Origin of the sequence: Citrobacter sp. On2M (assembly GCF_018035235.1) — a bacterium.
GTDB lineage: Bacteria > Pseudomonadota > Gammaproteobacteria > Enterobacterales > Enterobacteriaceae > Citrobacter > Citrobacter meridianamericanus.
In genome coordinates, this window is sequence record NZ_WPCV01000003.1 from 35,846 (window position 1) to 59,791 (window position 23,946).

Sequence of the window (23,946 nt, forward strand, 5' to 3'; positions counted from 1 at the left end):
ACAAGAAAGAACAAGACAAAAAAACAGCGAAAACCGGTAAAAGGCCCTGCCGGGCGCGCACGGAGTTGTGCGCGGGCAGGACCTGATTTATATCCGGTGGGGATTAGTTGTAAGCCACTACATAAGCCACAGCAGAGTTGTAATCACCCGCCTGAGCACCACCAATCAGCTGGGCGCTGAACTGGGCACCTTTGGCTGCGTCATTCAGGTCGGTCAGGGTTACCTGAGACACGCTCTGGGTCTTGTTAATGTCGTGAGCACCGCCCGTGGCGTTTACCGCGCTCAGTTTCACCATAGCGTCAGTGGCAGCACCACTCTGCGGCGCCAGGCCGGTTACTTCCAGCGGGCCGGCAAACGCAAAGGATGCGTTGGTCATACCCGCAGGGTTACAGGTGGTTCCCGCTTTCGGTTTCAGGGCAAAGTTCACGACAGCCCCCTGGTTGGATGTGTCACCTGCCGCTGCTGCAGCAGTGGAGGTGGCCACGTTGCCCAGCTGAACCACGTTGCTTACCGCCCCGTTGGCTTCAGGCACGATGTCACAGGTGGTGTCAGTAACAGTACCAATAAACTGAACATCTCCACCGTTTGCAGCCAGTGCAGAGCCAGACATCACAGCCAGAGCCAGGGCAGAAACAGTCAGTAAATGCTTTTTCATTTTATATTCCTTGTTTTGCGCCAAAATAAGCGCATTTGTTATCACTGATAATATTTTTCCGTTGATGGCAGAAACCATCATTAACACCGCCCGGACGGACAGCGTTAATGATGAATGCTGCGTTTTAATTAAGCCCGGCAGCAATTTTGATGACCTTATACAGCCTGTCATGTTTATATGCTGCTCATGTTTATATACTGCACTTATATGGCTTATTCAGCGCAGATTGCTTTTATATTCAGCTCGTTATTTTACTGTTCATTTCACGGAACTGTTCAGAACAGAGATAACAGACATAAAATTAATATCAGTCTCATGCCGGACCATGGCTACCGCACGAAAATAACAAGTGGTTAATTCCGTCATTACGAAAGATAAATATATAGAGGCGCCGCCCGAACAACAAAAAAATAGATTTAATCAGTCATTAAAATATAAGAAAAGCAGAGGCCGTATTCTCTCCCGGAAGTAAAGAGAAACCTATTACTCTGTCATTCGGATATCGCTCTCTATATACGGGTACATTCTCACCACGGTCTGATTCACCATCTGCAGTCGCCGGTATTTTACCGAGAAATGGCTCTGCGACACACCGTGACGCTCACAGGCCTCCCGCCGTGTCAGCCCCCTCACCAGCACCTCCTCCAGGGCGTCCTGCATGTTCTTTTTTCCTGTTATGCCCATGGCAATCAGGAGCCGGAAATGGCAGATATTCACCCGGCCAGGCTCCAGCGTTCCGGGGATAAAGTGCCTCCCGGACCGGGAGGCAGAATATTTTGATTGCTGTGGTCGCTGTATACACATCTTTGTACCTCCCGTTTGATAATTCAGTTTCCCGCGCACGCCCGCATCAAACACTCGGATGAACACCCCTCAGGCACCGGCCCCGCATTAACAGTGATGGAAGGGATAAATTCCAGCGCGGTGTTTCTTATCCCCAGTTCCCGCATAATCTGCCACCGGTAGTGATAAATCAGTTTGTCCGTTCGGGCGATGCTGGCCCCCATTTCACGGGCACTCCCGCCCATCTCCAGCCACTCCAGGGCCACACTAACCGCTTTACGTGAAGACACCCGGCCTCGCAATCGGTGAGCCAGCCAGAGCCGCAGGGGGTGAAGAATCTGCGACCCGTCTGTCCGGCCTGTGCAACACTGTCCGCAGGCTCCTGTACTTTCAGGACCGGACAGGCTGATATTACTGACACAGTCTGTGGGTGCCATGTCCTGTCGCTCTTCCATCAGGGCATCATAGTCCCTGAGCCAGATATTCCCGAACCATGCCGCCGTGATGTAATCCGAAAATAAATGACGCTTACGGGTAATTATCAGCGGCAGTGCCGGAAACTGCCGGCGAATGGCACATAATAAATAGGCATGGTTATGTGCGCTAATATCAAGAATAACGCTCTGTGTTTTCTTTTCTGTCACAAAAGAAAACAACTCCCCGATATTTTCAGCCATACAGGTTTCTTTTTCTTTTGTCTTTCTCTGGAGCCCCTCAAGAGCCCCCCTCATAATAAAATCGGGAGAATAAACTATTACCACTCCAGCCTCACCCTGAAGATTCTGATACTGCATTAATAAACTCCATCAGAGACAACGCTAATAATACTAATTTAAGTGCGGCTTTATGGGGTTAATCCTAAGACGTTAATAGTTATTACAACAACCAATAAAATCGATCGATAAGATCTTGAAAACTAATCAATATATTTCATTGATTGACTTCCTTTACAGATAACATCTCAATTTTCAGGATAATAATAAATTTATATAAAAATTATAAAACCACACAAAAACAATATGATTAATCGTGTAATTAAATATATTCTGTAATTTCACTCATGGAGTAAAAATCAAATTTTACATGTAGTTACCGGGGGATTGGGTAAAACATGCGCAATCCAACCGTTACAGGTGACACCAACATATTGATGAATTTTATGAATCAGTCATGAAGACAATTGCTTAAAGGAGAACAAAAATATAGGACTTAGTAAATTTCGTTAATTGTCGGTATTATCACAAAGCAGTGACTTATTGTGATCCCGATCGGTTCCGGATAGCATTTTAAAGAGAAATCTGTATTCACTGACACCTACAGAAAGAATGCCGGACATCCGCAGCCCGTCAGCATCATCAGGCCGTTTCTGAAATGGGCCGACTCTAAAACCCGCAGCATGAAGATACTGTTATCCGCGCTTCCCTCACCTAAGGAGGTGGACTGTCTGATTGAACCGTTCGCCGGCAGTGCATCTGTGTTTCTCAACACGCGCTACCGGCAGTAAGTGCTGGCTGACAGTAATGCCGACCTGGTTGATGCATAGCGCCATGTCACTTTTTTCCATGCCGGATTTGTGGTAACGCTGCGGACTGCAACTGAAGGGATGTTTTTGGGGTCCACTTGGAAAACGGAAAATATCCTACGCTAAACCTGTTTGTTGAGCTGGCATGACGGGCAGCTGTGAGTGAGGAGATGAAGTTGCCGCTAAAAAGCTGACTACCGATACTGTGTCGATTCACCGCCATCAACATCGATAACCTCAATAGGCTCAAGGAGTTCACTGACGATTTTATTCATCGGACTACGATTTCCCATCCTTGCCATCTTTGCGGTGTCTGATTGGGATAATCCTTCTTTCCCTGATTTCCTCATCGATATCGAATAAGCACTCGTCGCAAAATTCTTTATCGAGAGAGAGCCACCGCTCAAGAACGCTTCTTTTTTTGTTGCAACGTGCACATCTCTTCATCTTTCTGCGCCTTGGTGACTTCATTATGTGAGTTACATGGAAAATGGACGCAGCAAGCCTCGGCCAGATAACTAACCGTTATGAAAGGCTTTTCTGCGAGCAATATAAGACAAGGATAACCAGGCCTGACGCATGAAAGATAATCGTTTTGATAGATCAGTTTCTCGATATTGATCGTTAGTGCCGATCGATAAGAAGTGCGGGAACGTTAGACTCACCTCTGTTGCTTCATCATGATGATGGGACTGATGGCCCTCGAATCTATATGTCTATTAGCATCGGCATGACAAATACCAAGCATTAACAAAACAAAAGGCAATCAAAAAAATACATGTGTATAAAAATAAGTGCAATTTATTCTGTTAATTCAATACTTCCTTTCGCCTAAGATTGCCTGCAATACCCCCATTTTAATACTATTTATTACTACATAACTAAATGAATTATATAGAATAAATTGGCGATTGTCTCTACTGTTCCTTGTAAAAGTCATGGCTCCATACAACATTATTTTTAATTTTCTCCAGTTCAAAAAATCTACATACGTCACAAATGATTTTACATTTGATAATGTATAGTTGTCATATGACAAGTTGATTATCATTCTGTGTAGACAAGGAGAACTGTTATGACGGATTCGATTCCATCAGGTTACAAGCCGCTGACATGTGACACGCTGCCGGGTTATCTCTCATCCAGACTGACCCCTTCATGCGAACCGGGAGGTTTACCTGAAGAGTGGAAAGTTTCAGAAGTGGGGGACGGAAACCTGAACATGGTGTTTATCGTTGAAGGGACGCATAAAACCATCATTGTAAAACAAGCTTTGCCCTGGCTTCGTGCAGGAGGCGAAGGGTGGCCCTTATCTCTTAGCCGAGCAGGCTTTGAGTACAACGTCTTATGCCAGGAAGCAAAGTACGCAGGTCACAAACTGACACCGCAGGTCTATTTTTATGACCCGGAGATGGCACTGTTTGCCATGGAGTATCTGACACCTCACGTAATATTGCGTAAGGAGCTGATTAACGGCAAAAAATTCCCTAATCTTGCTGAGGATATCGGGACGTTTTTAGCCCAAACTCTCTTCAGTACCTCTGACATTGGCATGCCGGCCGATCAGAAAAAAGCACTTACCGCCGAGTTCGCGTTGAATCATGAGCTGTGCAAAATCACGGAAGACTTGATTTTCACTGAGCCCTATTACAACGCTGAACGGAATAACTGGACTTCTCCTGAGCTGGACGATGCCATCCATAAGGCCTGGGCTGATGTAGAGATGCTCCAGGTTGCCATGCGTTATAAGTACAAATTTATGACAGAGGCACAGGCATTGTTACATGGTGACCTTCATTCAGGGTCTATCATGGTTACCGATACGGATACAAAAGTGATTGATCCAGAATTTGGTTTCATGGGGCCAATGGCATTTGATATCGGCAACTATATCGGCAACCTTCTGATGGCTTTCTTCTCACGCCCTGGGTGGGATGTGAATGAACAACGTCGCATTGCCTATCAGGAATGGCTGCTTCAACAGATTGTTGAGACCTGGTCCGTTTTCACCCGGAAGTTCCGCCAGCTGTGGGACAACAAAACACAGGGGGACGCATGGCCGACAGAAATGTATCAACAGAACAGGGCCGCACTGAAGGACGCACAGGATCAGTTTTTTGCCACGCTGCTTGAAGATTCCCTGGTGAACGCCGGCATGGAGATAAATCGCCGAATTATTGGTTTTGCTGGCGTTGCTGAGCTGAAACTGATTGAAAATAAAGAGCTTCGCGCAGAATGTGAACGACGCGCTTTGACCATGGCACGCGATCTTATCGTCAATGCCCGCCAGTTTAAAAATATGGATTCCGTCATCCAGTCTGCAAAGGTTAAATAAGAGGTCATTATGAATATTAAAGGTAAACACTACCGTACGGTCTGGGTTTCCGGGGATGGAAAGGCGGTTGAAATCATCGATCAGACTAAGTTGCCTTTTAAGTTTGAGGTGGTGGCGCTTACCTCTGCAGAGATGGCCGCAGCGGCTATTCAGGAAATGTGGGTTCGGGGCGCTCCACTTATTGGTGTTGTTGCGGCATATGGTATTGCACTGGGAATGAACCACGACGCCAGTGACGTGGGTCTGCAGCGTTACTATGACCTTCTTATCAAAACCCGACCAACTGCAATTAACCTCAAATGGGCTCTCGACAGGATGATAGCTACATTGAAGGTTCTCTGTGTATCTGAGCGCAAGAATGCGGCCTGGGCGCTGGCGGCAGAAATTGCCGAAGAAGATGTCGCGTTATGTGAACAAATTGGATTACATGGCGCAGAACTCATTCGCGATATAGCCCAGAAAAAACCGGCCGGGAGAGTGGTAAATATCCTGACGCACTGCAACGCAGGATGGCTGGCGACTGTAGACTGGGGAACAGCGCTTTCTCCCATCTATAAAGCGCATGAAAACGGAATCCCTGTTCACGTCTGGGTGGATGAAACGCGGCCACGTAATCAGGGCGGACTCACGGCATTTGAACTGGGCTCACACGGTATTCCTCACACCCTGATCTCCGACAACGCGGGTGGCCACCTGATGCAACACGGTGACGTTGATCTCTGCATTGTGGGGACCGATCGCACCACGGCCAGAGGGGATGTCTGTAATAAAATAGGCACCTATCTTAAAGCGCTGGCGGCCCATGATAACCATGTTCCCTTCTACGTCGCGTTACCTTCTCCCACTATTGACTGGACTATCGAGGACGGAAAAACCATTCCGATTGAACAACGTGACGGAAAGGAACAGTCCCATGTCTACGGGATAAATCCTCATGGAGAGTTGAGCTGGGTGAATACCGCTCCTGAAGGAACACGTTGTGGAAACTATGCTTTCGACGTCACGCCTGCCAGGTATATCACCGGCCTCATTACTGAACGGGGAGTCTGTGCCGCCAGTGAGTCTGCGCTGGCGGGGATGTTTGCTGACCTGAAGAGTAAAGCACTCCAGGACGAGTAGCATTAAAACGACGACCACTGCTGTTAAGGAGCAGGAATGGAAAGGATTAAGTTAGCAGAAAATATCATTTCCACTTGTCGGGAAATGAATGCGTCAGGTCTTAATCAAGGAACATCAGGTAATGTGAGTGCCAGATATACCGGTGGCATGTTGATTACACCGAGTGGGATCGCTTATTCAAAGATGACGCCGGACATGATTGTCTTTGTAGACGATAAGGGAATACCAGAAGCGGGTAAAATACCATCAAGTGAATGGTTATTCCATCTGGCGTGTTATAAAGCCAGACCAGAATTGAATGCTGTCATACATACGCATGCGGTGAATTCCACGGCGGTGGCAATACATAATCATTCGATTCCGGCCATTCATTATATGGTGGCGGTGACGGGGACGGATCATATTCCCTGTATTCCTTACAATACCTTTGGCAGCCCTGAACTGGCCGACGGTGTATCTAAAGGGATCAAAGAAAGTAAGTCCTTGCTGATGCAGCATCACGGTATGCTGGCCATGGACGTCACGCTGGAAAAGACGTTGTGGCTGGCGGGTGAAACCGAGACGCTGGCTGATTTATACATCAAATGTGGCGGATTACATCACGATGTTCCCGTGCTGTCTGAAGCCGAAATGACTATCGTTTTTGAAAAATTCAAAACGTATGGTTTGAAAGCGTAATTACAGCTGTATTTTAATTAATAACATATAACAGCCATTCGCGGAATGGCTGCTATCCCCTCTGCCCACAACGATTGATTATAACTACCACAAGGAGTTATTTATGTTTATCGTGGAATCGTATGCTGTTGCTATAATAATGTGTTTTATTACCATGATTTGCTGGGGGTCATGGGCGAATACAACCAAACTTGTAAGTAATAAAAAATGGGAGTTTCCTCTATTTTATTGGGATTACTCAGTTGGATTATTGCTGTGCTCTTTGTTATTTGCCTTCACTTTGGGGTCTACGGGGGAAGCCGGTCGTAGCTTTATACCTGATATTCAGCAGGCGAGCAGTGGTAGTCTGATGTCGGCAATACTTGCAGGGATTATTTTTAATATTTCCAATATCCTTCTGGTCGCTTCTATTAATCTTGCCGGTATGGCGGTAGCTTTTCCTGTGGGTGTGGGGCTGGCACTGGCTCTGGGTGTGATCACCACTTATATCGGCAATCCGAAGGGCGATCCGCTCATTCTGTTCCTCGGTGTCGCCTGCGTTGTGATCGCCATTATTTTTACCGCGATAGCCTATGGTCGTGTCACTCAGGAGGCGGATAAATCCCGTCGTAACAAAGGTCTCATCACTGCTATTCTGGCGGGTATCATCATGGGATGGTTTTTCCGCTTCCTGGCTGACTCCATGTCAGACAATTTCAGTCAGCCTGCCAGCGGTCTGATGACGCCGTACTCAGCACTTGTCCTGTTTGCCATAGGGCTGTTTTTGTCGAACTTTATCCTTAACACGCTGGTTATGAAAAAGCCTATTTCAGGAGAACCTGTCAACGGGAAAATGTATTTTTCCGGAAGTTTACGGGATCATGTTTGTGGCTGGTTGGGCGGTATGATTTGGTGTGTCGGTCTGGCATTTAGTCTGATTGCGTCTGGTCAGGCGGGTTATGCTATTTCCTACGGTCTGGGACAGGGGGCAACAATGATTGCCGTGATCTGGGGGGTATTCATCTGGAGAGAATTTGCCAGTGCGCCAGCCGGAACCAATAAACTGCTGCTGACCATGTTTATTTCATACATTGTGGGTATTATTTTAATTATCGCCGCTAATCAATAAAATACTGCCCCAACTATGGGGCAGTTATTCATTCTTTTACTGCGGTAATTCACACGCCAGCAAAAACTCAGCCGTTCCTTCATCAACAATCAGGTCTGTGACATATCCCCCCAGCAGGGCACCCAGCGTCGCGTCATAGCCTCTTTCCCCACCAGCAAGAAAGATCTTCCGTTCAATCTGCCTTAACTGAGCCAGACTTATGCCAAGAATACGCTGGTCAACATCAGCCACGACGGGTACTCCTTCCTTGTCATAGAAGCGACCACAAATGACACCTACCGCACCTAAATCCCGATAGGTCTGCATTTCCTTCTTATTCAGCACACCCACTCGAATAAGGGGATTTTCATCAAGAGCATTACCTACGACGAAAAAGGCTTTCGTACAACGAGTCAGAACGTCAAAATTCGAGCGAATAATAGGTTCGGCCTGTAACTCCATTGCCAGTCTGGCACTTGATACCACGGCAGGAACATGAAGCGAAGCGACACGTCCTGAAAGCTTGTAAGCGATTTGTGATGAGGATTCAATAATCGTCAGGTCTGGTTGAGAGGGCATGGAACCGAGCATCTGAATAACGGTGACATTTTTACATGACTTCGGCGTCATGGTTTTGCTCATCTGATGGATTGTTCTTCCCCAGGCAACTCCCAGCACATCACCATTCTCAATTACCTGATTCAGATACATGCCACCGGCACGTGAAAGACGAGTACGCATCAGCTTTGTATCATCACGCTTTCCGGCATGTTCGCCATCAGGCACGATGATCACTCTCTGGAGATTGAATTTATCGCGAATTTGCAAAGCAGCGTCGATAGATCCAAAGACATTCACGTCCAGGTTGATATGAACCAGTCCATTTTCCCGGGCTGTTTGCAGGTATTTGACGACCGTGACGCGGGACACCCCCATGATAGCTGCAACTTCAGTCTGGCTTTTGCCTTCCTGATAGTACAGCCATGTTGCATGAAGTACGGGATCATCATTGAACAGGCTGCTGTTTGTTTGATCTCTATCCACTTTGTATACCTGTATTAAACCGGGGAAATGCTTATCTTAACCCTGTTTACCCGGAGAGTTGATGCAGATTGCCAGTGGCATGATTTTATACAGATATTTTATTCTTTTACATGAAATAAACCAGCATACCATTTGAGCGGTCGCCTTCTGTTCCTCTATGCTAAAAAGCCGGAGGCATGCTCCGGCTTTATCAGTATTACTGAGGGTAAACTCCTTCAGCACAATAAAACGGTTCAATATCACCCCTTTTTGATCGTCAGCGATTCGTCACCGCGCAGACAGTTACCGCCACTCACTAAATGATGAGGGCCAGTGAACCGACAGGTTGGCTCACTGGCGAGAACCTGATTATAAAACTAAGCTGGCGAACAGAATAAAAATCAGCCCACTGATGGATAAGAGTGTGGACATCAGCGTCCAGGATAACAGCGTTTCTTTGGTGGTAAGGCCAAAAAAGTCTTTAATCATCCAGAAACTGGCATCGTTAACGTGAGAACAAATACAGGATCCGGCACCGGTAGCCAGCGTAATCAAGGCCAGGTTGGTATTGGGATGTACTGCCAACAGCGGGATGACCAGACCGGCGGTAGAGATCGCCGCGACGGTGGCTGAACCCAGACAAATACGCAGGAATGCGGCCACGCCCCAGGCCATCAGGATCGGGTTAATATCCATACCCGAAACCAGGGTGGAAATATACTGACCGACGCCAGAATCGATGAGAACTTGCTTGAATGCACCACCACCACCGATAATCAGCAGCAGACCAGCAATACCCGCGATAGCTTTTCCGCAAGAATCCATCAGGTCAGGGATTGTTTTCCCGCGCCCCAGGCCCATGGTATAGATCGCGAACAGCAGTGAAATCAGCATGGCGATCGTCGAGTTACCTAAGAACAGTATCACGTTGTAGAATAAGCCTGAATCCGCAGCACTTTTGGCATGAGTCATCTGGATGATGGTGACAACCGCCATCAGGATCACCGGCAGCATTGCCGTGAGAAAACTTATCCCAAAGCCAGGCATTTCGCTTTCGCTGAATCGGCGGGTCGAGCCGAGAGAGGCAATATTCCCCTCTTTTTTAAAGGCGTCTGGAATAATGCGCTGGCAAAATTTATTCAATATCGGGCCGCAAAGAATAAAGGTTGGAATGCCGACAATGATACCGTATATCAGTACCAATCCTACATCAGCGCCATATTCTCTGGCGATAACTGTCGGGCCGGGGTGCGGCGGCAAAAAACCGTGCGCGACCAGCAAACCGGAAAGCATCGGCACACACATAAACATCGGTGATATTTTTGCTTCACGGGCAATAGCGAATAAAATAGGTACCAGAAGAATTAAACCGACTTCGAAAAAAAGTGCAATACCGACAATAAACGCCGAACAGACCACTGCCCAGTCAAGTTTATTTTTCCCGAAATAATTCAGCATGGTCAGCGCTATTCGCTGTGCACCACCCGCATCGGCCAGCAAGCGACCGAGCATAACACCGAAACCAAATATCAAGCCAATATGTCCCAACGTACCGCCAAGTCCGGATTCGACTGAGGTGACGACTTTACTCAAATCCATACCACTGGCGATGGCGACAGCAATCGATACAATAATTAACGAAACAAACGTATTAAGCTTAATTTTTATGGTTAAAAGCAGGAGTAAAGCAATCCCTGCCACAACGATAATTAGTGGCATAACGTCCTCTCATAACAGGGTAGCGACCCGTCATTATCCGACTGAGTAAATAACGAATGATGTGTAGCCGGATAATTCAGGTGTCTGGATGTTTTTATTTATGCTTTCAGTTTTTATTCATAAAATCGCGCAAAGCCGCGCCAATTTTGTTTACATCATAAATACAACCCGTCCATGTCCCGCCACTCACGGCCTGAAGCATTGCCCATAGCCGGGTATCATCTGGCAATTCAGGATCGGGAAGTAAATCCTGATGGCTGGGTCTGGCATTTAATATTGCAGTTGCCTCCTCCTGTGAAGGTAATTGTTCATCGCGACGGGTGCCGAGGAAATTGACTTCGCCGTGAAGCTCGCGACAATCAATTTTAATTTCAATGATATCCCCGGTGCGTAATTTACCGATGGGCCCTCCGGCCAGTGCTTCTGGCCCCACATGGCCGATGCATGCGCCAGTAGAAACGCCCGAGAAACGTGCATCGGTGATTAACGAAACATGCTTACCGTATGACAGATGCTTCAGGGCACTGGTAACCTGGTAGGTTTCTTCCATCCCGGTACCGGAAGGTCCAACGCCGATAATGACCAGAATATCGCCCGCCTTGATCTTGTCATGCTTGATATCGTAAATCGCACTTTTCTCGGACAGATAAACCTTCGCCACACCTTTATGGTAATAGATACCTCGTTCATCAATCACCGAGGGATCAATGGCGGTGGATTTGATCACCGATCCTTCTGGCGCAATATTGCCCACCGGGAACGTGATAGTTGAGGTCAACCCGCGCGCTTGTGCTTGCTGTGGCGACATGATCACGTCGTCAGCGTTGATTTGTTCCTGCTCGAGAAGGAGTTGCTTGAAGTGCTGACGCCGTTCGGAGTGCTCCCACCAGTCGAGGTTTTCCTTCAGCGTGCTGCCGGTAACCGTCATAACATCTTCATGCAGCAACCCGTGGCTTCGCAGATGCAACATGACTTCCGGCACACCGCCTGCCATGAAGGCATTGACCGTTGGATGATAAACCGGGCCATTAGGCAGTACGCTCACCAGTCGGGGCACGCGCTTGTTGATGCGGATCCAGTCGTCAACGGTCGGGATACGGCAACCTGCCTGGTGAGCGATTGCCGGGATGTGTAACAACAGGTTTGTTGAACCACCGAACGCGGCATGGACCGTCATCGCATTCTCTATTGCTTTATCGGTGAGAATTTCCCGGGTGGTGATGCCTTTTTGACACAGGTTCAGTGCCGCTCGTGCAGAAGCTCTGGCGATCTCCTGCCACACAGGCTCGCCGGAAGGAGCCAGTGCTGAGTGTGGGATTGCCAGCCCTAATCCTTCGGCCACCACCTGAGATGTTCCGGCGGTGCCTAAAAATTGACAACCGCCACCTGAAGAGGCACAGGCTTTACAGCCCGCACGGCGTGCGTCCTGTAGAGATAATTCGCCATTGGCGAAGCGTGCGCCAATAGTCTGCACCTTGCCGTTGTCTTCTCCGTCCTTTGCGGGTAGCGTCGCGCCACCGGGCACCAGCACCGTCGCTATGTTGTGCTGTGCGGCGAGCGCCATCATAGTGGCTGGCAGCCCCTTGTCACAACTCGCCACGCCAATGACAGCTTTCGCGCCGGGCAGAGAGCGAATAAGACGGCGCATCACCATTGAGGCGTCATTACGGTATGGTAGCGAATCAAACATCCCCGTTGTGCCCTGAGTGCGTCCGTCACAAGGGTCGGAGACGTACACGGCATAGGGCAGGGCATGGTTGGCTTTAATGACTTCGGCCGCCGCTTTCATCTGGATATCCAGCTCGTAGTGCCCCTGGTGTAGCGCCAGCGCCACGGGCTTACCCTCTGCGTCGCGTAATCCACCGAGTGTACTGAGCAGTAAAATACCGTCCCGATCCAGCTCGTCCGGAGACCAGCCCATTCCGGCATTCATGGTCATACCGAACAGATCCCCGCTCGGGCGATTGATAAGCATCTCTGCGGTTAATGGCAGTTCGCCGTCCGGGCCATCGGCGTGCGTTCTGACGGTGTAGATATCGTGACTCTCGTCAGCAAAAATATTGCGAACAGACATGAGTTTCTCCTCAGACTGGTAAAATGCCCTGCGCGGTAAGTAGCGCGCGGACTTTATCTTTTGCTTCTTCTGATGCTTCAAGAATCGGTGGCAAGCAATACGTCTCTACAGGCAACCCGACACACTGCATGCTGTATTTGATCAGTGAGACAAACGGTGTTTCCAGGGCGTAAATAGCGGGCAGTTGTAGTAGTTTTTTATTCAGCGTCGCGGCGGTAGCCAGATCGCCTTCACGCCAGGCGCGGTAGATGCCGACGGAGAGTTCCGGAGCAAAGTTAGCGCTGGCGGTTATCGCACCGTCGCCGCCCAGCAGCATCGTATTCAGCAAATGGTCGTCATAACCGCAGAATACAGAAAACGACGGGCGTATCGACTTAACTGTGTTGATCATCGTACGCAAGTGACCAACGCTGTCGATGGTGTCTTTGATGCCAACGATATTCTCGTTTTGCAGAGCCAGCCGTGTCACGGTCTCCGGGGTTAAGTCCTGACCCGTCAGATCCGGAAAGTTGTACAGGATCACCGGCAGAGTGACACTACGGGCGATCTGCTGGTAATAGTCGTCAAGATTGCGTGGTGCGACTTTCCAGTAGTAGGGGTTGATAGCGACGATACCATCAGCGCCGCAGGCTTGTGCATGCTGCGCAAGTTTCACCGCTTCGTCAGTGGAGGGCGAACCGACGCCAATCAATACCGGCACTCGCCCACCCACAACGGCCACGGCTTCTTCGGCGAGCGCCATGCGCTGGGCTGTATTCATCTGGCTAAATTCACCACCGGTACCCAGGTAAAACAGTCCGTCGACCCCTTTATTAATCAGGAAGTCGGCAACTTCGCGCATTGCCGTTTTATCAAGGGTTCCGTCACGATGAAACGTGCTGGATACCGGTGGAATAATGCCGCGGAATTTTTTCATTACCTCAGTTTCCTTTTCGTAAATGCTCATTTTCGTTTCTGTATCCCAGCCCATATGATATTTGCCCGGCGCATTTCCGGAGCAATTCCAGATAGCTGTCTATCTTATTTCCTGAATAAACCACTGGATCGCCAGAAAGAGAGATTGCATAGTTAACCCTGTTATACATATTGAATACCGGCATACTTAAACATACCGCTCCATAGGTTGATTCTTCGTTGTCTATGGCCCATCCCCGAAGTCGTGTTTTTTGTAATTCTTCCAGAAACAACTTTTTATCGGTAAATGTGTTGTGCGTATGCGGGGTTAACGTGAGTGCCTCTAAAAAATAATCCAGTTCTTCTCGTGTCTTCCAGGCTAATAACGCCTTACCTAACGCAGTAATATGCAATTCAAGTTTTTTACCAATCCAGCTTTTGCTCGTCGGTACCGAGTCCGGACTTTCGACCTTGTCGAGATAGATAGCTGAAATGCTCTCCATCGCCCCAAGATGACAAACCAGTCCACTTTTCAGCGACAACTCCTGCATTGGCCGCTTAGTCACCTCAAATATATTTTGACGGTGTAACGCCTGACAACCCAACTCGTAGTTTTTTATTCCCAGTGAATAGTAGCCGTTTTTGTTTTTAATTAAGAAACCGCATTCCACCATTACATTTAATAAATTAAGCAGGCTGCTTTTTGGATACTGGAATTTATTTAATAACTCCATATAACTGGCCATGCCAACCCATGCAATGTGGGTTAATATTTTTTCGGCACGGACTAATGAATTACATCCTTTGCGAACCATAATGGCTCCTCCTTGCTCATGGAATAAATGGTATCGACATTACATAATGGAAAATATGCTTTGTTCAGCATGCTGAACCGTAATGGAGTGATTAAATGTGATCTTGTACGCAGTTTGAATAATGAATCCAGTACAGTCACATTTAGTAAATGAGAATAAAAAGTAGATGGAGTGTTCTTGCAACATAGTTGAGTGTGGATCGCGTATAGGACTTCTTTATTCTTTCGAGTGCATCGTCAATATTTTTCAACGGGTGCCATTGAGCATTTTTGCTTGAAATCCCTCTCGAACGAACCTGCTTATCATTTTATTGAATGAGGCAAAAACAACTGACATCCGGCTCGCTGATAACGCCGTGCAATAGTCTCAGGTAACCCGCTGTCACTGATGATCGTTTTAATACATGAGAGTGTTGCTACAGCATGCGGCTCAACGGCATCAAATTTAGAGTGATCGGCCAGGAGAATAACTTCACGCGAGCGTTGAATAATCCGTGTTTTCACCCCGACTTCAAACATGGTGGCATTGGTGATACCCGTCTCCAGCGACAGCGCATCGCAGGAGATATACGCACGTTCTACGGAAAAGGCATTGATCATCTCCAGCGCCAGACTCTCTCCTACCGAAAAATAACCCGGGCGAATCAGTCCACCGATAATGTAGCTTTCCACATGGGGAAAACAGCCCAGCTCATTGGCGATTTTAATGTCGTTGCAGATGACCTTTACCCGCGCATCGGCCAGGCATTTCGCCAGTTCGAGGCAGGTTGAGCCGGAGTCGAGAAAAAAGCAGTCGCCATCTTTGATCATTGTTCGGGCAAGGGCGGCTATTTCTCTCTTCGCCACAGATTGCAATGTGCGTTTCACATCGAAGACGTACTCTTTGTCGTCGGTACTGTCGTCGAAGTCGAGACAACCGTGACCGCGGATCATGCCCGGGTACTGGTTGGCAATATACTGAAAATCACGGCGAACAGTCGCTTCCGCATAGCCAAAAAGTTCCATGGCCTGCTGTGTGGAGAGGTGACGATGTTGCCACAGGTAATGCAGCATCTGTTTGATACGGTCAGGTCTCTGTTGGCTCATCAGAAACAATCTCCTCTTACAGGGGGGCGAATTGGGCTAAGGTCGCGCGATAGTCAGATGAAGAGAACAGGGCGCGCCCAATCACCATATGTTGCGCCCCAACTGCTGCCAGTTGCTGTGCCGCCGCCAGCGTAATTCCACCGTCGGCCCAGCACTCGGTTTCAGGAAAAGCCGTGCGTACTTTTTGGATTTTCTCGCACATGGAGGGAATAAACCGCTGTCCCTGCCCATCGGGCTCACTGGTCATCACCATCACCCCGTCCAGTTCAGACGCCAGATATCGCCAGGCGTCGATCGGGGTTGCCGGATTAAATGCCAGCCCGGCTCGTGCGCCGGTATGGCGGATCTCTGCTAATGTTTCCGAGGGATAGTCCAGCGTTTCCGCATGAACGAAGATCCACGCGGGTCTGATTTCAGCCAGCGCGTTAAACCAGAACTGTGGCCGGGCAACCATAAAATGAAAGGAAAGTGGATGAGGCGTCTGTCTGGCAACGGCCTGCACCGTTTTCATCCCAAACGTAATGTTGTTAATGAAGCTGCTGTCCTCAATATCCAGATGCAGGGACCCAAAATCCAGGTTGTCTAATGCCGTTAACTCGCGACCATAGTGCAGAGGATTTGCGCTGGCGAGAGAAGGGTGCAGGATCATAAGCGCCTCCGTTAACCTGATACCAGCGCAAAAAGTGCATCGTCGGTGCTGGCATTTCGCACTGCCGCTAACCATTGTGGCGAATCAATAAACTGGCTGATGCGCTGAATGGTCAAAATATGTGCGTTGGCATCCGTGGCACTGACGCAGAGAAGCAACCAGACGGGGTCGCACTCTTCGTTACCAAAGGCGACCGGAGTGCGTAGCGTGGTGATGCTGACCTGATTATAGTTTGCGCCTTGCTCTGGTCGGGCGTGAGGCAACGCAACGCCCGGGGCTATCAAATAATAAGGCCCCCAGTTAAGGGTATTTTCGATGATCCCATCAACGTAGCATGGCTGCGCGGCACCATAGGCTACCAGCGGGCGGGCGGCGATTTCTACGGCCTGACGCCAGTCTGTGGCTTCAAGTTGTGACTGTACCCATTTAATATCGTTAATCATCCGTCGTTGACTCCATGCCGATTCGGGTTACTCTGGTAGCGATCCCCGTCGATACTTTTGACGAAGGCGGCAGGGATCGCAGAAGGGTTATTGCTCTCTGCCGGGGATAAGCGCTCTGCTTATCCCCATCTTATCGGCGTATATGATGCACTTTCTCCATAAACTGACTGACTCGCGCCTGGTCAACGAAATTGGCAAAAACGCCGTCCTTTTTAAAGGTGGTTGCGGTCACACAGCCATCGGCGATACTGAGTTGTTCCTCCACGTTTTCCAGGCAGACGCCCGTGTTGGCCAACACGACGGTGTCAGGCACCGTTTCTTTGACCCGTTTTAACAGCGCGCTGTCGGTACGTGCCCCGGCGGTCAGGCCTGAAACGCAGAGCGCATCGGGATGGTTGTTAAATACCGTCGATTTAGCAATGGAACAGATATCGCGATTGCCCAGATAGACGGCAGCTTCAGGGACGATATTGAATAACGTTTTCACTCCGCCTGCGCCAATGCGGTGCTGATGGCGAATGGTTTCACCGACGTTAGTGTCCCAAACGCCAAAGTCGCTGGCATAGGCTCCGGTAAAGATCTCGCGGATAAACTTAGCGCCGGTAGCCATCGCCAGGTCGAATGAGGCGACCGGATCCCACAGTACATTCACGCCAAATGGGATGCGGATATCGTTCATCAATTGCCCGATGATTCGTGCCATTGCCGCAGTCGTTTCCGGACGCACCTTCGTGAGATAGGGAAGACTAAATTCGTTGGAGAACATGACTGCATCTACCCCACCATTTTGCAGCGCCATCAGATCGTCCCAGGCTCTGTCGATAACCCAATTCATCCCCAGTTGCGCATCAAAACTCGGGTCGCCGGGCAATGCACGTAGATGGCACATGGCGATGACCGCTTTTTCCGTCCCAATAACCTCTTTCAGCCAACTCATTGAAAGTACTCCTTATTCCGATAATTCACGTTTACGTAAGAACAGAACGACGCTGGCGACAATACCGACCGCCACGACAACGCCAATAATGCCAAGCGACATCAGTTCAGAAATCGACCAACCGAACATATTGCCCACGGACAACGCTGAGATTTGCGCACTTTCACCGGCAAAACTGAAACCGCCTTTGAGCGCCATTTCGGTGAAGTAAGGCGCGAACTGGGTGGCGATCAGCAGGACGGTAATCATCACGATGATCCCGCTTATCAACGTCCTGATCAGGTCTCCGCGGTGGATAACCGTAGCCATACAGATAAAGAACGGCGCTACCGGCAGGTCTGCGAGGGGTAATACTTTGTTGCCCGGTAAAATGCTGGCCAGAATTAACATAATGGGAATCAGTAGTAGGCCAACGGCAATGGTGGTTGGATGGCCCAGCGTCACCGCGGTATCCAGACCGATATACACTTCACGTCCTTTGAAATACTTCTGGAAGAATTTTCTTGCGCCGTCGGAGATGGGCATTAAGCCCTCAACAATCAGGCGGATCATGCGTGGGAACAGCACCATGATTGCCGCAACGGTAATCATCAGACTGGCGCAACCTTTAAAGCCTTCGCCAGCTGCCAGGCCAAAAATCAGACCGAGCACTACGCCGATGATCACCGGATCGCCGACCATGCCGTAGCGTTTCTGGATCTCCTGAGCATCGATATTGCGTCCCTTCATGAAAGGGATTTTTTCATAGATAGCATCAAGTAGAACGAAAAGCGGTACTGAACTGGAACCGTAGCCTTGCGGTATCGAAATACCTTCCAGCCCGACGATGTTCTGTACCCGTTTTGCCGTCCAGTCGGCCATTTTTAACGATAGCGCCGCATGGCAGATTGCCCCCAACACACCATAAATCAGGCTACCGGTCATAAGCTGGACCACCGTACCCGTAATGGCGTAGTGCCAGTAATTGTAAATATCGACGTTCATCGTTTTGGTCAGACGGGTGACCAGCATGGCGACATTGAGAAGAAAAATAACCGGGATAATCATGGCGCCAATGGCAGTCGCATAACCAACGCCGGAGGCGGGGCCTGCACCAACGTCAAAGACATGCAGGGTCAGGCCGAAGCGTTCAATCATCACTTTAATAGGGGGACTGAGGCTGTCGATCGCCATGACGATCACCAGTCCCATACCGACAAAACCGATCCCGACCGTTACCCCTGCCTTAATCGCTTGCAGCCAGGGGATGCGGAAGATAAGGCCAATCACGATCATGATGATAGGGACGAAAACGGTACCGCCGAGAGACAGGATGTAATCAAACATAATGCCTCCTTTTATTGGGTTAACAGAGCCTTGATTTGTTGTTTTAACGCGTCGTCGTTGATCCCTGTGAGCAGGGCGGCGCCATTAAGCGTAGGGATGCCGTAATCACTGTTGGTTCGCATGGAGGTAACAATAAGGTCCATACCGTTACAGTTAAGAGGGATCTCATTCAGACAGCATTGGGCGGTAGTGGCTGCAATGCCCTGTTCAGTCAGGAACTCTTGCAGCTTGTGTGCAATCATGGTTGAAGTCGACATGCCGGTACCGCATGCCACAAGGATCTTTTTCATAATGGATGTGCCTCTTGTGTAGCGCCTGAATCAGGCTCAATGGGGAAATGTGCTGCTGGCATACCTGCCAGAGCAGTCAATAAGCGGATGCAGTCAGTCAAATCACGCAGGCTGGCAACCTCCGCCGGAGAATGGGTATAGCGACAAGGAATAGAGAGACTGGCGCAGGGAATACCATCCTGCTCAACCTGGATATAACCGGTTTCTGTTATCACGCCGGGAGCCACTTCTCGCTGCACCGGAATGTTGTGTTCAAGAGCCGTCTGTTCCAACATCCGTATCAGGCGAGGAGGCGTGATTAATCCTGCCAGCGTTCCCCGACCATGGTAGTTCAGGCAGGTGATCCCAACGCCCTGATTAATCCTGACTTCGGAATAATCGTGTAAATCAGGGGTATCACACGATGGCGTGATATCAATACCAATCGCCAGATCTGGTTTTACACGGCGTAATACGGGAACAATGCCACGGATATTAAATTCTTCCTGTACCGAAGCCACCAGATAAACAGCGATATCAAGCTCCGTAGTACTGATAGCATCCGCTACACCGAGCAGCGCAGTACAGCCCAGACGATCGTCAAGCGCTTTACTGCACACCAGATCGTTTGCCAGGAGTTGGGGCGGGTTATACAGAGTGACAGGCGTACCGACCTGAATGCCCATCCGTAAGGCGTCGTCTTTGTCTTTGGCGCCAATATCAATCCACAATTTATCGACGGAAGGTGACTGCGTGCGCTCGTCGCCTTTGGCAAAGTGGTATGACTTAATCCCGATACATCCCATCACCGGCCCATTGTCCCCGGCGAGGGTGACGACGGAACCAGCCATAGTGACTTGCGCAGGACCGCCTACGCGTTCAAAACGTAAAAATCCAGACGACTCTATTTTGCGCACCATAAAACCGACTTCATCCATATGCGCAAAAATCATCAGTCTCAGTGCATCAGGTTTATCACTACCGTAGCGTGCGACGACATTCCCAAGCCTGTCTCCCCAGACCTCTTTTGCATGACGCCTGAATTCGCGCAGCATGACATCAGCGACTGCGTTTTCGTGTCCTGAGATCGCATTATGCTGCAAAAGCGAGAACAGGGTTTCCTGAACAGAAAATGACATAGCTATCTCCGTAGAACGTAAAACAATCACTCGTTGAGCGTTTTATAGGCGCTCACTGGTCGAATAATTGTGAGAACGCTCACGTGAAAACGCGCAAAGCTGCACAAATAAAAAATAATGTGAACCGGGTGGAATAAAAACGCTCAACGTTTGTGAAAGTTACGGGCTGGAGAGACCAGTATTTATGCTTGAAATAATGAGGATGAATAAAACGCGGTAACTGTTATCGCCCACTTTGTTGCAGGACGCTCCCTCTTTATGCCTGTGTATATCCAGGTTTTCTACCAAGGGAGCGTAGAACTTAATGGCATGTGGTAAATCGTTAGTATCCTGGTGATAAAAGAAAATATAGCAGTACTTATTGCGCTGAATGAATTGTAGCGAGCCAGTGAGAGATATTGTCCGTCAGAGCATCGTTCCTGAAGAGTGCGCTGCCGGATACTACACGATCCACTCCGCTGGCGATGATCTCTGGAAGTTCTTCCAGGTTTAGCGAACCATCAACTGCCAGCAGAATGGCGTCTCGCTTGCCGGCTGCATTGAGTAATGCGACAACCTGCGCGATGCGTCTCAGTAACGCTGACTTGCTGAGTTTGCTACCGTAGCCGGGATTTACCGCCAGAATTTGTATTATTTCAACGTCTTCAATGACCGGTAGAATATATTCCAGTGGTGTTGCAGGGCACAGGCTAATCCCTCGCAAAAGCGGCATAGTGCCACCGGAAACTTCAGCATTTTGCTCACCAAGCCAATGAAGCATATGGTGTAGATGCGGCGTGTTTTCCACCTGCAACGTGACGCAGTGTGCTCCTGCCTTTACGCTTGCCTGCACAACGGGCCAGGGATTATCCACCATAAGGTGGACATCCTTAATCATCTGCTGTGGCAACTGTGCGATAGCCCAGGGGCCAACGGTGAACTGAGGGCAAAAATGTCCGTCCATCAGATCCAGGTGAATAACGGGTTGTTCAAGCGCGCGAAGATTTTGCTGATACTCCCCGAGTTTGAGCCACTGACCGGCAAGAATGCCGATGCTTAACGGGTAGTGCTTCATTAACGATACGCACTCTGTGCGATTCAAACCGGAAAAGGAACGGTTCATTTTTAGATCCTTATGGCATCAATCCATTGAAGACGCGTTTTTTTCGTGGGCAGCTCATCAGTGATTCCAGTTTTTCCACACAGGCAAGGTAGTGGGGTGTAGTTTTATGGAACGCAACGGCGGCTTCATCCTTATAGGCTTCATAAATATAAAAGCGGCTCTCAACTTCCGGATCCTGCAACACATCGAAGCGGAGATTCCCCTCTTCACGCACCGACCCCAAATGATTGAGGCGAAATACCTCGATAAACTCGTCGACTTTATCTTCGTGGACGTTAATTTCCACCAGAGTGACATGCATACTTTTCTCCTTAAAACGCATGGGCCCACCAGGGCAGGCCCATACCCTTTTTAGTTTTTTTCGCTCAGATAGAGTTCGTACGCGCGTTCAGCGGTTTCATTACGATGCACCACCGCGTGGACGGCCTTCATCATGGCGACTGGGTGCTCGGACTGGAAGATGTTACGCCCCATATCGACGCCGGATGCGCCCTGATCGATGGCCTGCCAGCACATCTCAAGCGCTTCACGTTCAGGTAATTTTTTACCACCCGCGATAACAATCGGAACCGGACAACCCGCGGCGATGCGCTCAAAACCTTTATCGACATAGTAGGTCTTGATGATCTGCGCCCCCATCTCTGCGGCGATACGGGTAGCGAGTGAGAAGTAGCGCTGATCGCGAACCATGTCTTTCCCCACGCCGGTCACCGCCATTGTTGGCATGCCGACTTTAATGCCGGCATCGATCAACTGAATGATATTTTTGATCGACTGATGTTCATACTCACTGCCGATATACACCTGTGCCGCTACGGCGCAACTGTTGAGACGAACGGCATCATCCATGGAGAGCGCGACCGCCTCGTTGCTTAACTCGGTGAGAATTGAGTTAGCGCCTGAGGCGCGCAGGACTACCGGTTTGTTGGTGGCGGGGGGGACCACACTGCGCAGGATGCCGCGTGTGCACATCAGTACATCAGCGAGAGAGAACAGGGGAGCGATATTGATATCAATACGCTCCAGTCCTGTTGTTGGTCCCTGAAAATAGCCATGGTCAAACGCGAGCATAACCGTTCTTCCGGTCTCAGGATTAAAAATGCGCGACAGTCGGGACTGCATCCCCCAGTCAAGTGCGCCGCATCCCTTAAGTGTGAACGGGGTATTGCGTTGCGGCGTATCGGTATGGAAATCCTTACCATCTTTGATGTCATCTAAATCAGCCATTTTTTACTCCACGGTTACGGAATGAAAATCAGAAATCGTATTTATCGATGTTATCTTTAGTGAACACCACGCGTTCAGGCAGAAGCACAATGCCATTTCCCTTCGCCTCGTAGCTGTAGCCCTGCACGCTGTTCGGCGAGACTTCAACTTGCCCAACACCCGGAATCTCCAGCTTGTCCCCAATGTTCATGTCGCCTTTTTTCAGCAAGGCATCAGCCACGTATATGGAAATCTTGCCCTGCTGGACCACGTCCCAGAGGCCAAATTCTTTTACCGTGCCGCGTTCAACATAAGGACGCATTACGTTTGGTGTGCTGAAACCGACAATCGCCACGCTGGTATTCTTCAGGTTCTCAGCGGCCTGAGCTGCAGCAGGAAGGGCGTTGGCATCCGGCGCAATGATGGCGTCGAGATCGGCATAAGCTTTAATAATGCCTTCTGCGGTTTGCAGCGATTTGGTGGCGTCGTTATAGCCAAACTGAGTGGTGACAACTTCCCAGCCCGGATGATCTTTGGAGATCTTATCTTTGGCCTCTTTCACCCACTGATTCTGATCGGTTACGGTCGGGCTGGAGTAGAAGAAGGCCACTTTGGCTTTCTCTTTTTTGACCTGGTTTGCGGCCATATCAACCAGCATGCCGCCTAACTGCGCTGGTGTACCCTGGTTGATGTAGTACGAGCGACATTCCGGTTTGGTGTCAGAATCCCATGTCAGGACTTTCACACCGCGTTGCATGGCGCGCTTTAACGCCGGGCATAACCCATCAGGTGAAACAGCGGAAACCACAATGGCGTTATACCCCTGGTTAACAAAGTTATTGATGAGTTGAACCTGACCAGAGACGCTGGGCTCTGTCGGACCGTCATAGGTAACATCGACACCAAGCTCTTTACCGGCCTCCAGGGCACCGTTACCACCACTGGTAAAGAACCCCACCCCAACCAGTTTCGGGATAAATGCGATTCGCTCTGCGGCATAAGCGTTGAGGGTGAACGCCGCTAGGCTAAGGGTACTGATTACGGCAATTTTTTTAATGCTCTGAATAGTCATGTACTTTTCCTTTA

Annotated in this window: 24 protein-coding genes; 5 read left to right on the plus strand and 19 right to left on the minus strand. The window is 49.3% G+C overall.

Annotation, left to right across the window (positions count from 1 at the left end):
- Positions 1-103 precede the first annotated feature (103 nt).
- The 3 genes from On2M_RS08780 to On2M_RS08790 form a co-directional block, all read right to left on the minus strand.
- Positions 104-655 (minus strand): fimbrial protein PefA, encoded by a 552-nt coding sequence (locus tag On2M_RS08780; RefSeq protein WP_151218501.1) that lies wholly within the window; start codon positions 653-655, stop codon positions 104-106.
- Positions 656-1,138: 483 nt separating this feature from the next.
- A complete protein-coding gene (locus tag On2M_RS24370; RefSeq protein ID WP_210904675.1) occupies positions 1,139-1,459 on the minus strand; it encodes a PapB/FocB family fimbrial expression transcriptional regulator in 321 nt (106 codons plus the stop codon).
- Positions 1,460-1,482: 23 nt separating this feature from the next.
- The gene (locus On2M_RS08790; RefSeq protein WP_187259311.1) at positions 1,483-2,232 is read right to left on the minus strand and encodes a hypothetical protein; all 750 of its coding nucleotides are present in this window, start codon (positions 2,230-2,232) and stop codon (positions 1,483-1,485) included.
- Positions 2,233-2,804: 572 nt separating this feature from the next.
- On the opposite strand from On2M_RS08790, the gene On2M_RS24410 reads away from it, so the two are divergent.
- The 5 genes from On2M_RS24410 (at position 2,805) to On2M_RS08810 (ending at position 8,200) form a co-directional block, all read left to right on the plus strand.
- A complete protein-coding gene (locus On2M_RS24410) occupies positions 2,805-2,942 on the plus strand; it encodes a DNA adenine methylase (RefSeq protein WP_338076175.1) in 138 nt (45 codons plus the stop codon).
- 1,093 nt (positions 2,943-4,035) lie between these two features.
- Positions 4,036-5,295 (plus strand): S-methyl-5-thioribose kinase, encoded by a 1,260-nt coding sequence (gene mtnK, locus On2M_RS08795; RefSeq protein WP_187259312.1) that lies wholly within the window; start codon positions 4,036-4,038, stop codon positions 5,293-5,295.
- Positions 5,296-5,304: 9 nt separating this feature from the next.
- Positions 5,305-6,414 carry an S-methyl-5-thioribose-1-phosphate isomerase gene (gene mtnA / locus On2M_RS08800; RefSeq protein ID WP_187259313.1) on the plus strand — a complete coding sequence of 370 codons (1,110 nt, stop codon included), beginning with the start codon at positions 5,305-5,307 and terminating at the stop codon, positions 6,412-6,414.
- A gap of 36 nt (positions 6,415-6,450) precedes the next feature.
- The gene (locus On2M_RS08805) at positions 6,451-7,092 is read left to right on the plus strand and encodes an L-fuculose-phosphate aldolase (RefSeq protein ID WP_187259314.1); all 642 of its coding nucleotides are present in this window, start codon (positions 6,451-6,453) and stop codon (positions 7,090-7,092) included.
- 103 nt (positions 7,093-7,195) lie between these two features.
- On the plus strand, positions 7,196-8,200 hold the full coding sequence (locus On2M_RS08810) for a GRP family sugar transporter (RefSeq protein ID WP_210904676.1): 1,005 nt from the start codon (positions 7,196-7,198) through the stop codon (positions 8,198-8,200).
- A gap of 36 nt (positions 8,201-8,236) precedes the next feature.
- On the opposite strand, the gene On2M_RS08815 is transcribed toward On2M_RS08810, so the two are convergent.
- From On2M_RS08815 to lsrB, 16 genes are all read right to left on the minus strand, one after another.
- Positions 8,237-9,223 carry a sugar-binding transcriptional regulator gene (locus On2M_RS08815; protein ID WP_151218507.1) on the minus strand — a complete coding sequence of 329 codons (987 nt, stop codon included), beginning with the start codon at positions 9,221-9,223 and terminating at the stop codon, positions 8,237-8,239.
- 348 nt (positions 9,224-9,571) lie between these two features.
- Entirely contained in the window at positions 9,572-10,921 is a 1,350-nt protein-coding gene (locus tag On2M_RS08820; protein ID WP_210904677.1) for a GntP family permease, read from the minus strand.
- A gap of 106 nt (positions 10,922-11,027) precedes the next feature.
- On the minus strand, positions 11,028-12,995 hold the full coding sequence (gene yjhG / locus On2M_RS08825; RefSeq protein ID WP_210904678.1) for a YjhG/YagF family D-xylonate dehydratase: 1,968 nt from the start codon (positions 12,993-12,995) through the stop codon (positions 11,028-11,030).
- A 10-nt stretch (positions 12,996-13,005) separates the two neighbouring features.
- Complete coding sequence (locus On2M_RS08830; RefSeq protein ID WP_151218509.1) at positions 13,006-13,911, minus strand: dihydrodipicolinate synthase family protein; 906 nt, start codon at positions 13,909-13,911, stop codon at positions 13,006-13,008.
- A 4-nt stretch (positions 13,912-13,915) separates the two neighbouring features.
- Positions 13,916-14,704, minus strand: coding sequence for an IclR family transcriptional regulator (locus On2M_RS08835; protein ID WP_151218510.1), 789 nt, complete (start codon positions 14,702-14,704; stop codon positions 13,916-13,918).
- A gap of 302 nt (positions 14,705-15,006) precedes the next feature.
- On the minus strand, positions 15,007-15,789 hold the full coding sequence (locus tag On2M_RS08840) for a DeoR/GlpR family DNA-binding transcription regulator (RefSeq protein ID WP_151218511.1): 783 nt from the start codon (positions 15,787-15,789) through the stop codon (positions 15,007-15,009).
- 16 nt (positions 15,790-15,805) lie between these two features.
- Entirely contained in the window at positions 15,806-16,438 is a 633-nt protein-coding gene (locus On2M_RS08845; RefSeq protein WP_151218512.1) for a ribulose-phosphate 3 epimerase family protein, read from the minus strand.
- An 11-nt stretch (positions 16,439-16,449) separates the two neighbouring features.
- Complete coding sequence (gene sgcA, locus On2M_RS08850; RefSeq protein ID WP_151224194.1) at positions 16,450-16,881, minus strand: SgcA family PTS sugar transporter subunit IIA; 432 nt, start codon at positions 16,879-16,881, stop codon at positions 16,450-16,452.
- Between the two features lie 130 nt (positions 16,882-17,011).
- Complete coding sequence (gene sgcQ, locus On2M_RS08855; protein WP_151218514.1) at positions 17,012-17,818, minus strand: BtpA family protein SgcQ; 807 nt, start codon at positions 17,816-17,818, stop codon at positions 17,012-17,014.
- Between the two features lie 12 nt (positions 17,819-17,830).
- Positions 17,831-19,144, minus strand: coding sequence for a PTS sugar transporter subunit IIC SgcC (sgcC, locus tag On2M_RS08860; protein ID WP_151218515.1), 1,314 nt, complete (start codon positions 19,142-19,144; stop codon positions 17,831-17,833).
- A gap of 11 nt (positions 19,145-19,155) precedes the next feature.
- Positions 19,156-19,434 (minus strand): PTS sugar transporter subunit IIB SgcB, encoded by a 279-nt coding sequence (sgcB, locus tag On2M_RS08865; RefSeq protein ID WP_103768556.1) that lies wholly within the window; start codon positions 19,432-19,434, stop codon positions 19,156-19,158.
- Complete coding sequence (locus On2M_RS08870; protein WP_210904679.1) at positions 19,431-20,552, minus strand: M42 family metallopeptidase; 1,122 nt, start codon at positions 20,550-20,552, stop codon at positions 19,431-19,433. The genes sgcB and On2M_RS08870 overlap by 4 nt, the downstream gene beginning before the upstream one ends.
- A gap of 358 nt (positions 20,553-20,910) precedes the next feature.
- The gene (locus On2M_RS08875) at positions 20,911-21,654 is read right to left on the minus strand and encodes an epimerase (protein ID WP_187259321.1); all 744 of its coding nucleotides are present in this window, start codon (positions 21,652-21,654) and stop codon (positions 20,911-20,913) included.
- A gap of 10 nt (positions 21,655-21,664) precedes the next feature.
- Positions 21,665-21,955 carry a (4S)-4-hydroxy-5-phosphonooxypentane-2,3-dione isomerase gene (lsrG, locus tag On2M_RS08880; protein WP_103768553.1) on the minus strand — a complete coding sequence of 97 codons (291 nt, stop codon included), beginning with the start codon at positions 21,953-21,955 and terminating at the stop codon, positions 21,665-21,667.
- Between the two features lie 50 nt (positions 21,956-22,005).
- On the minus strand, positions 22,006-22,881 hold the full coding sequence (gene lsrF / locus On2M_RS08885; RefSeq protein WP_151218519.1) for a 3-hydroxy-5-phosphonooxypentane-2,4-dione thiolase: 876 nt from the start codon (positions 22,879-22,881) through the stop codon (positions 22,006-22,008).
- A 28-nt stretch (positions 22,882-22,909) separates the two neighbouring features.
- Positions 22,910-23,932 carry an autoinducer 2 ABC transporter substrate-binding protein LsrB gene (gene lsrB / locus On2M_RS08890; protein WP_187252977.1) on the minus strand — a complete coding sequence of 341 codons (1,023 nt, stop codon included), beginning with the start codon at positions 23,930-23,932 and terminating at the stop codon, positions 22,910-22,912.
- Positions 23,933-23,946: the final 14 nt, after the last annotated feature.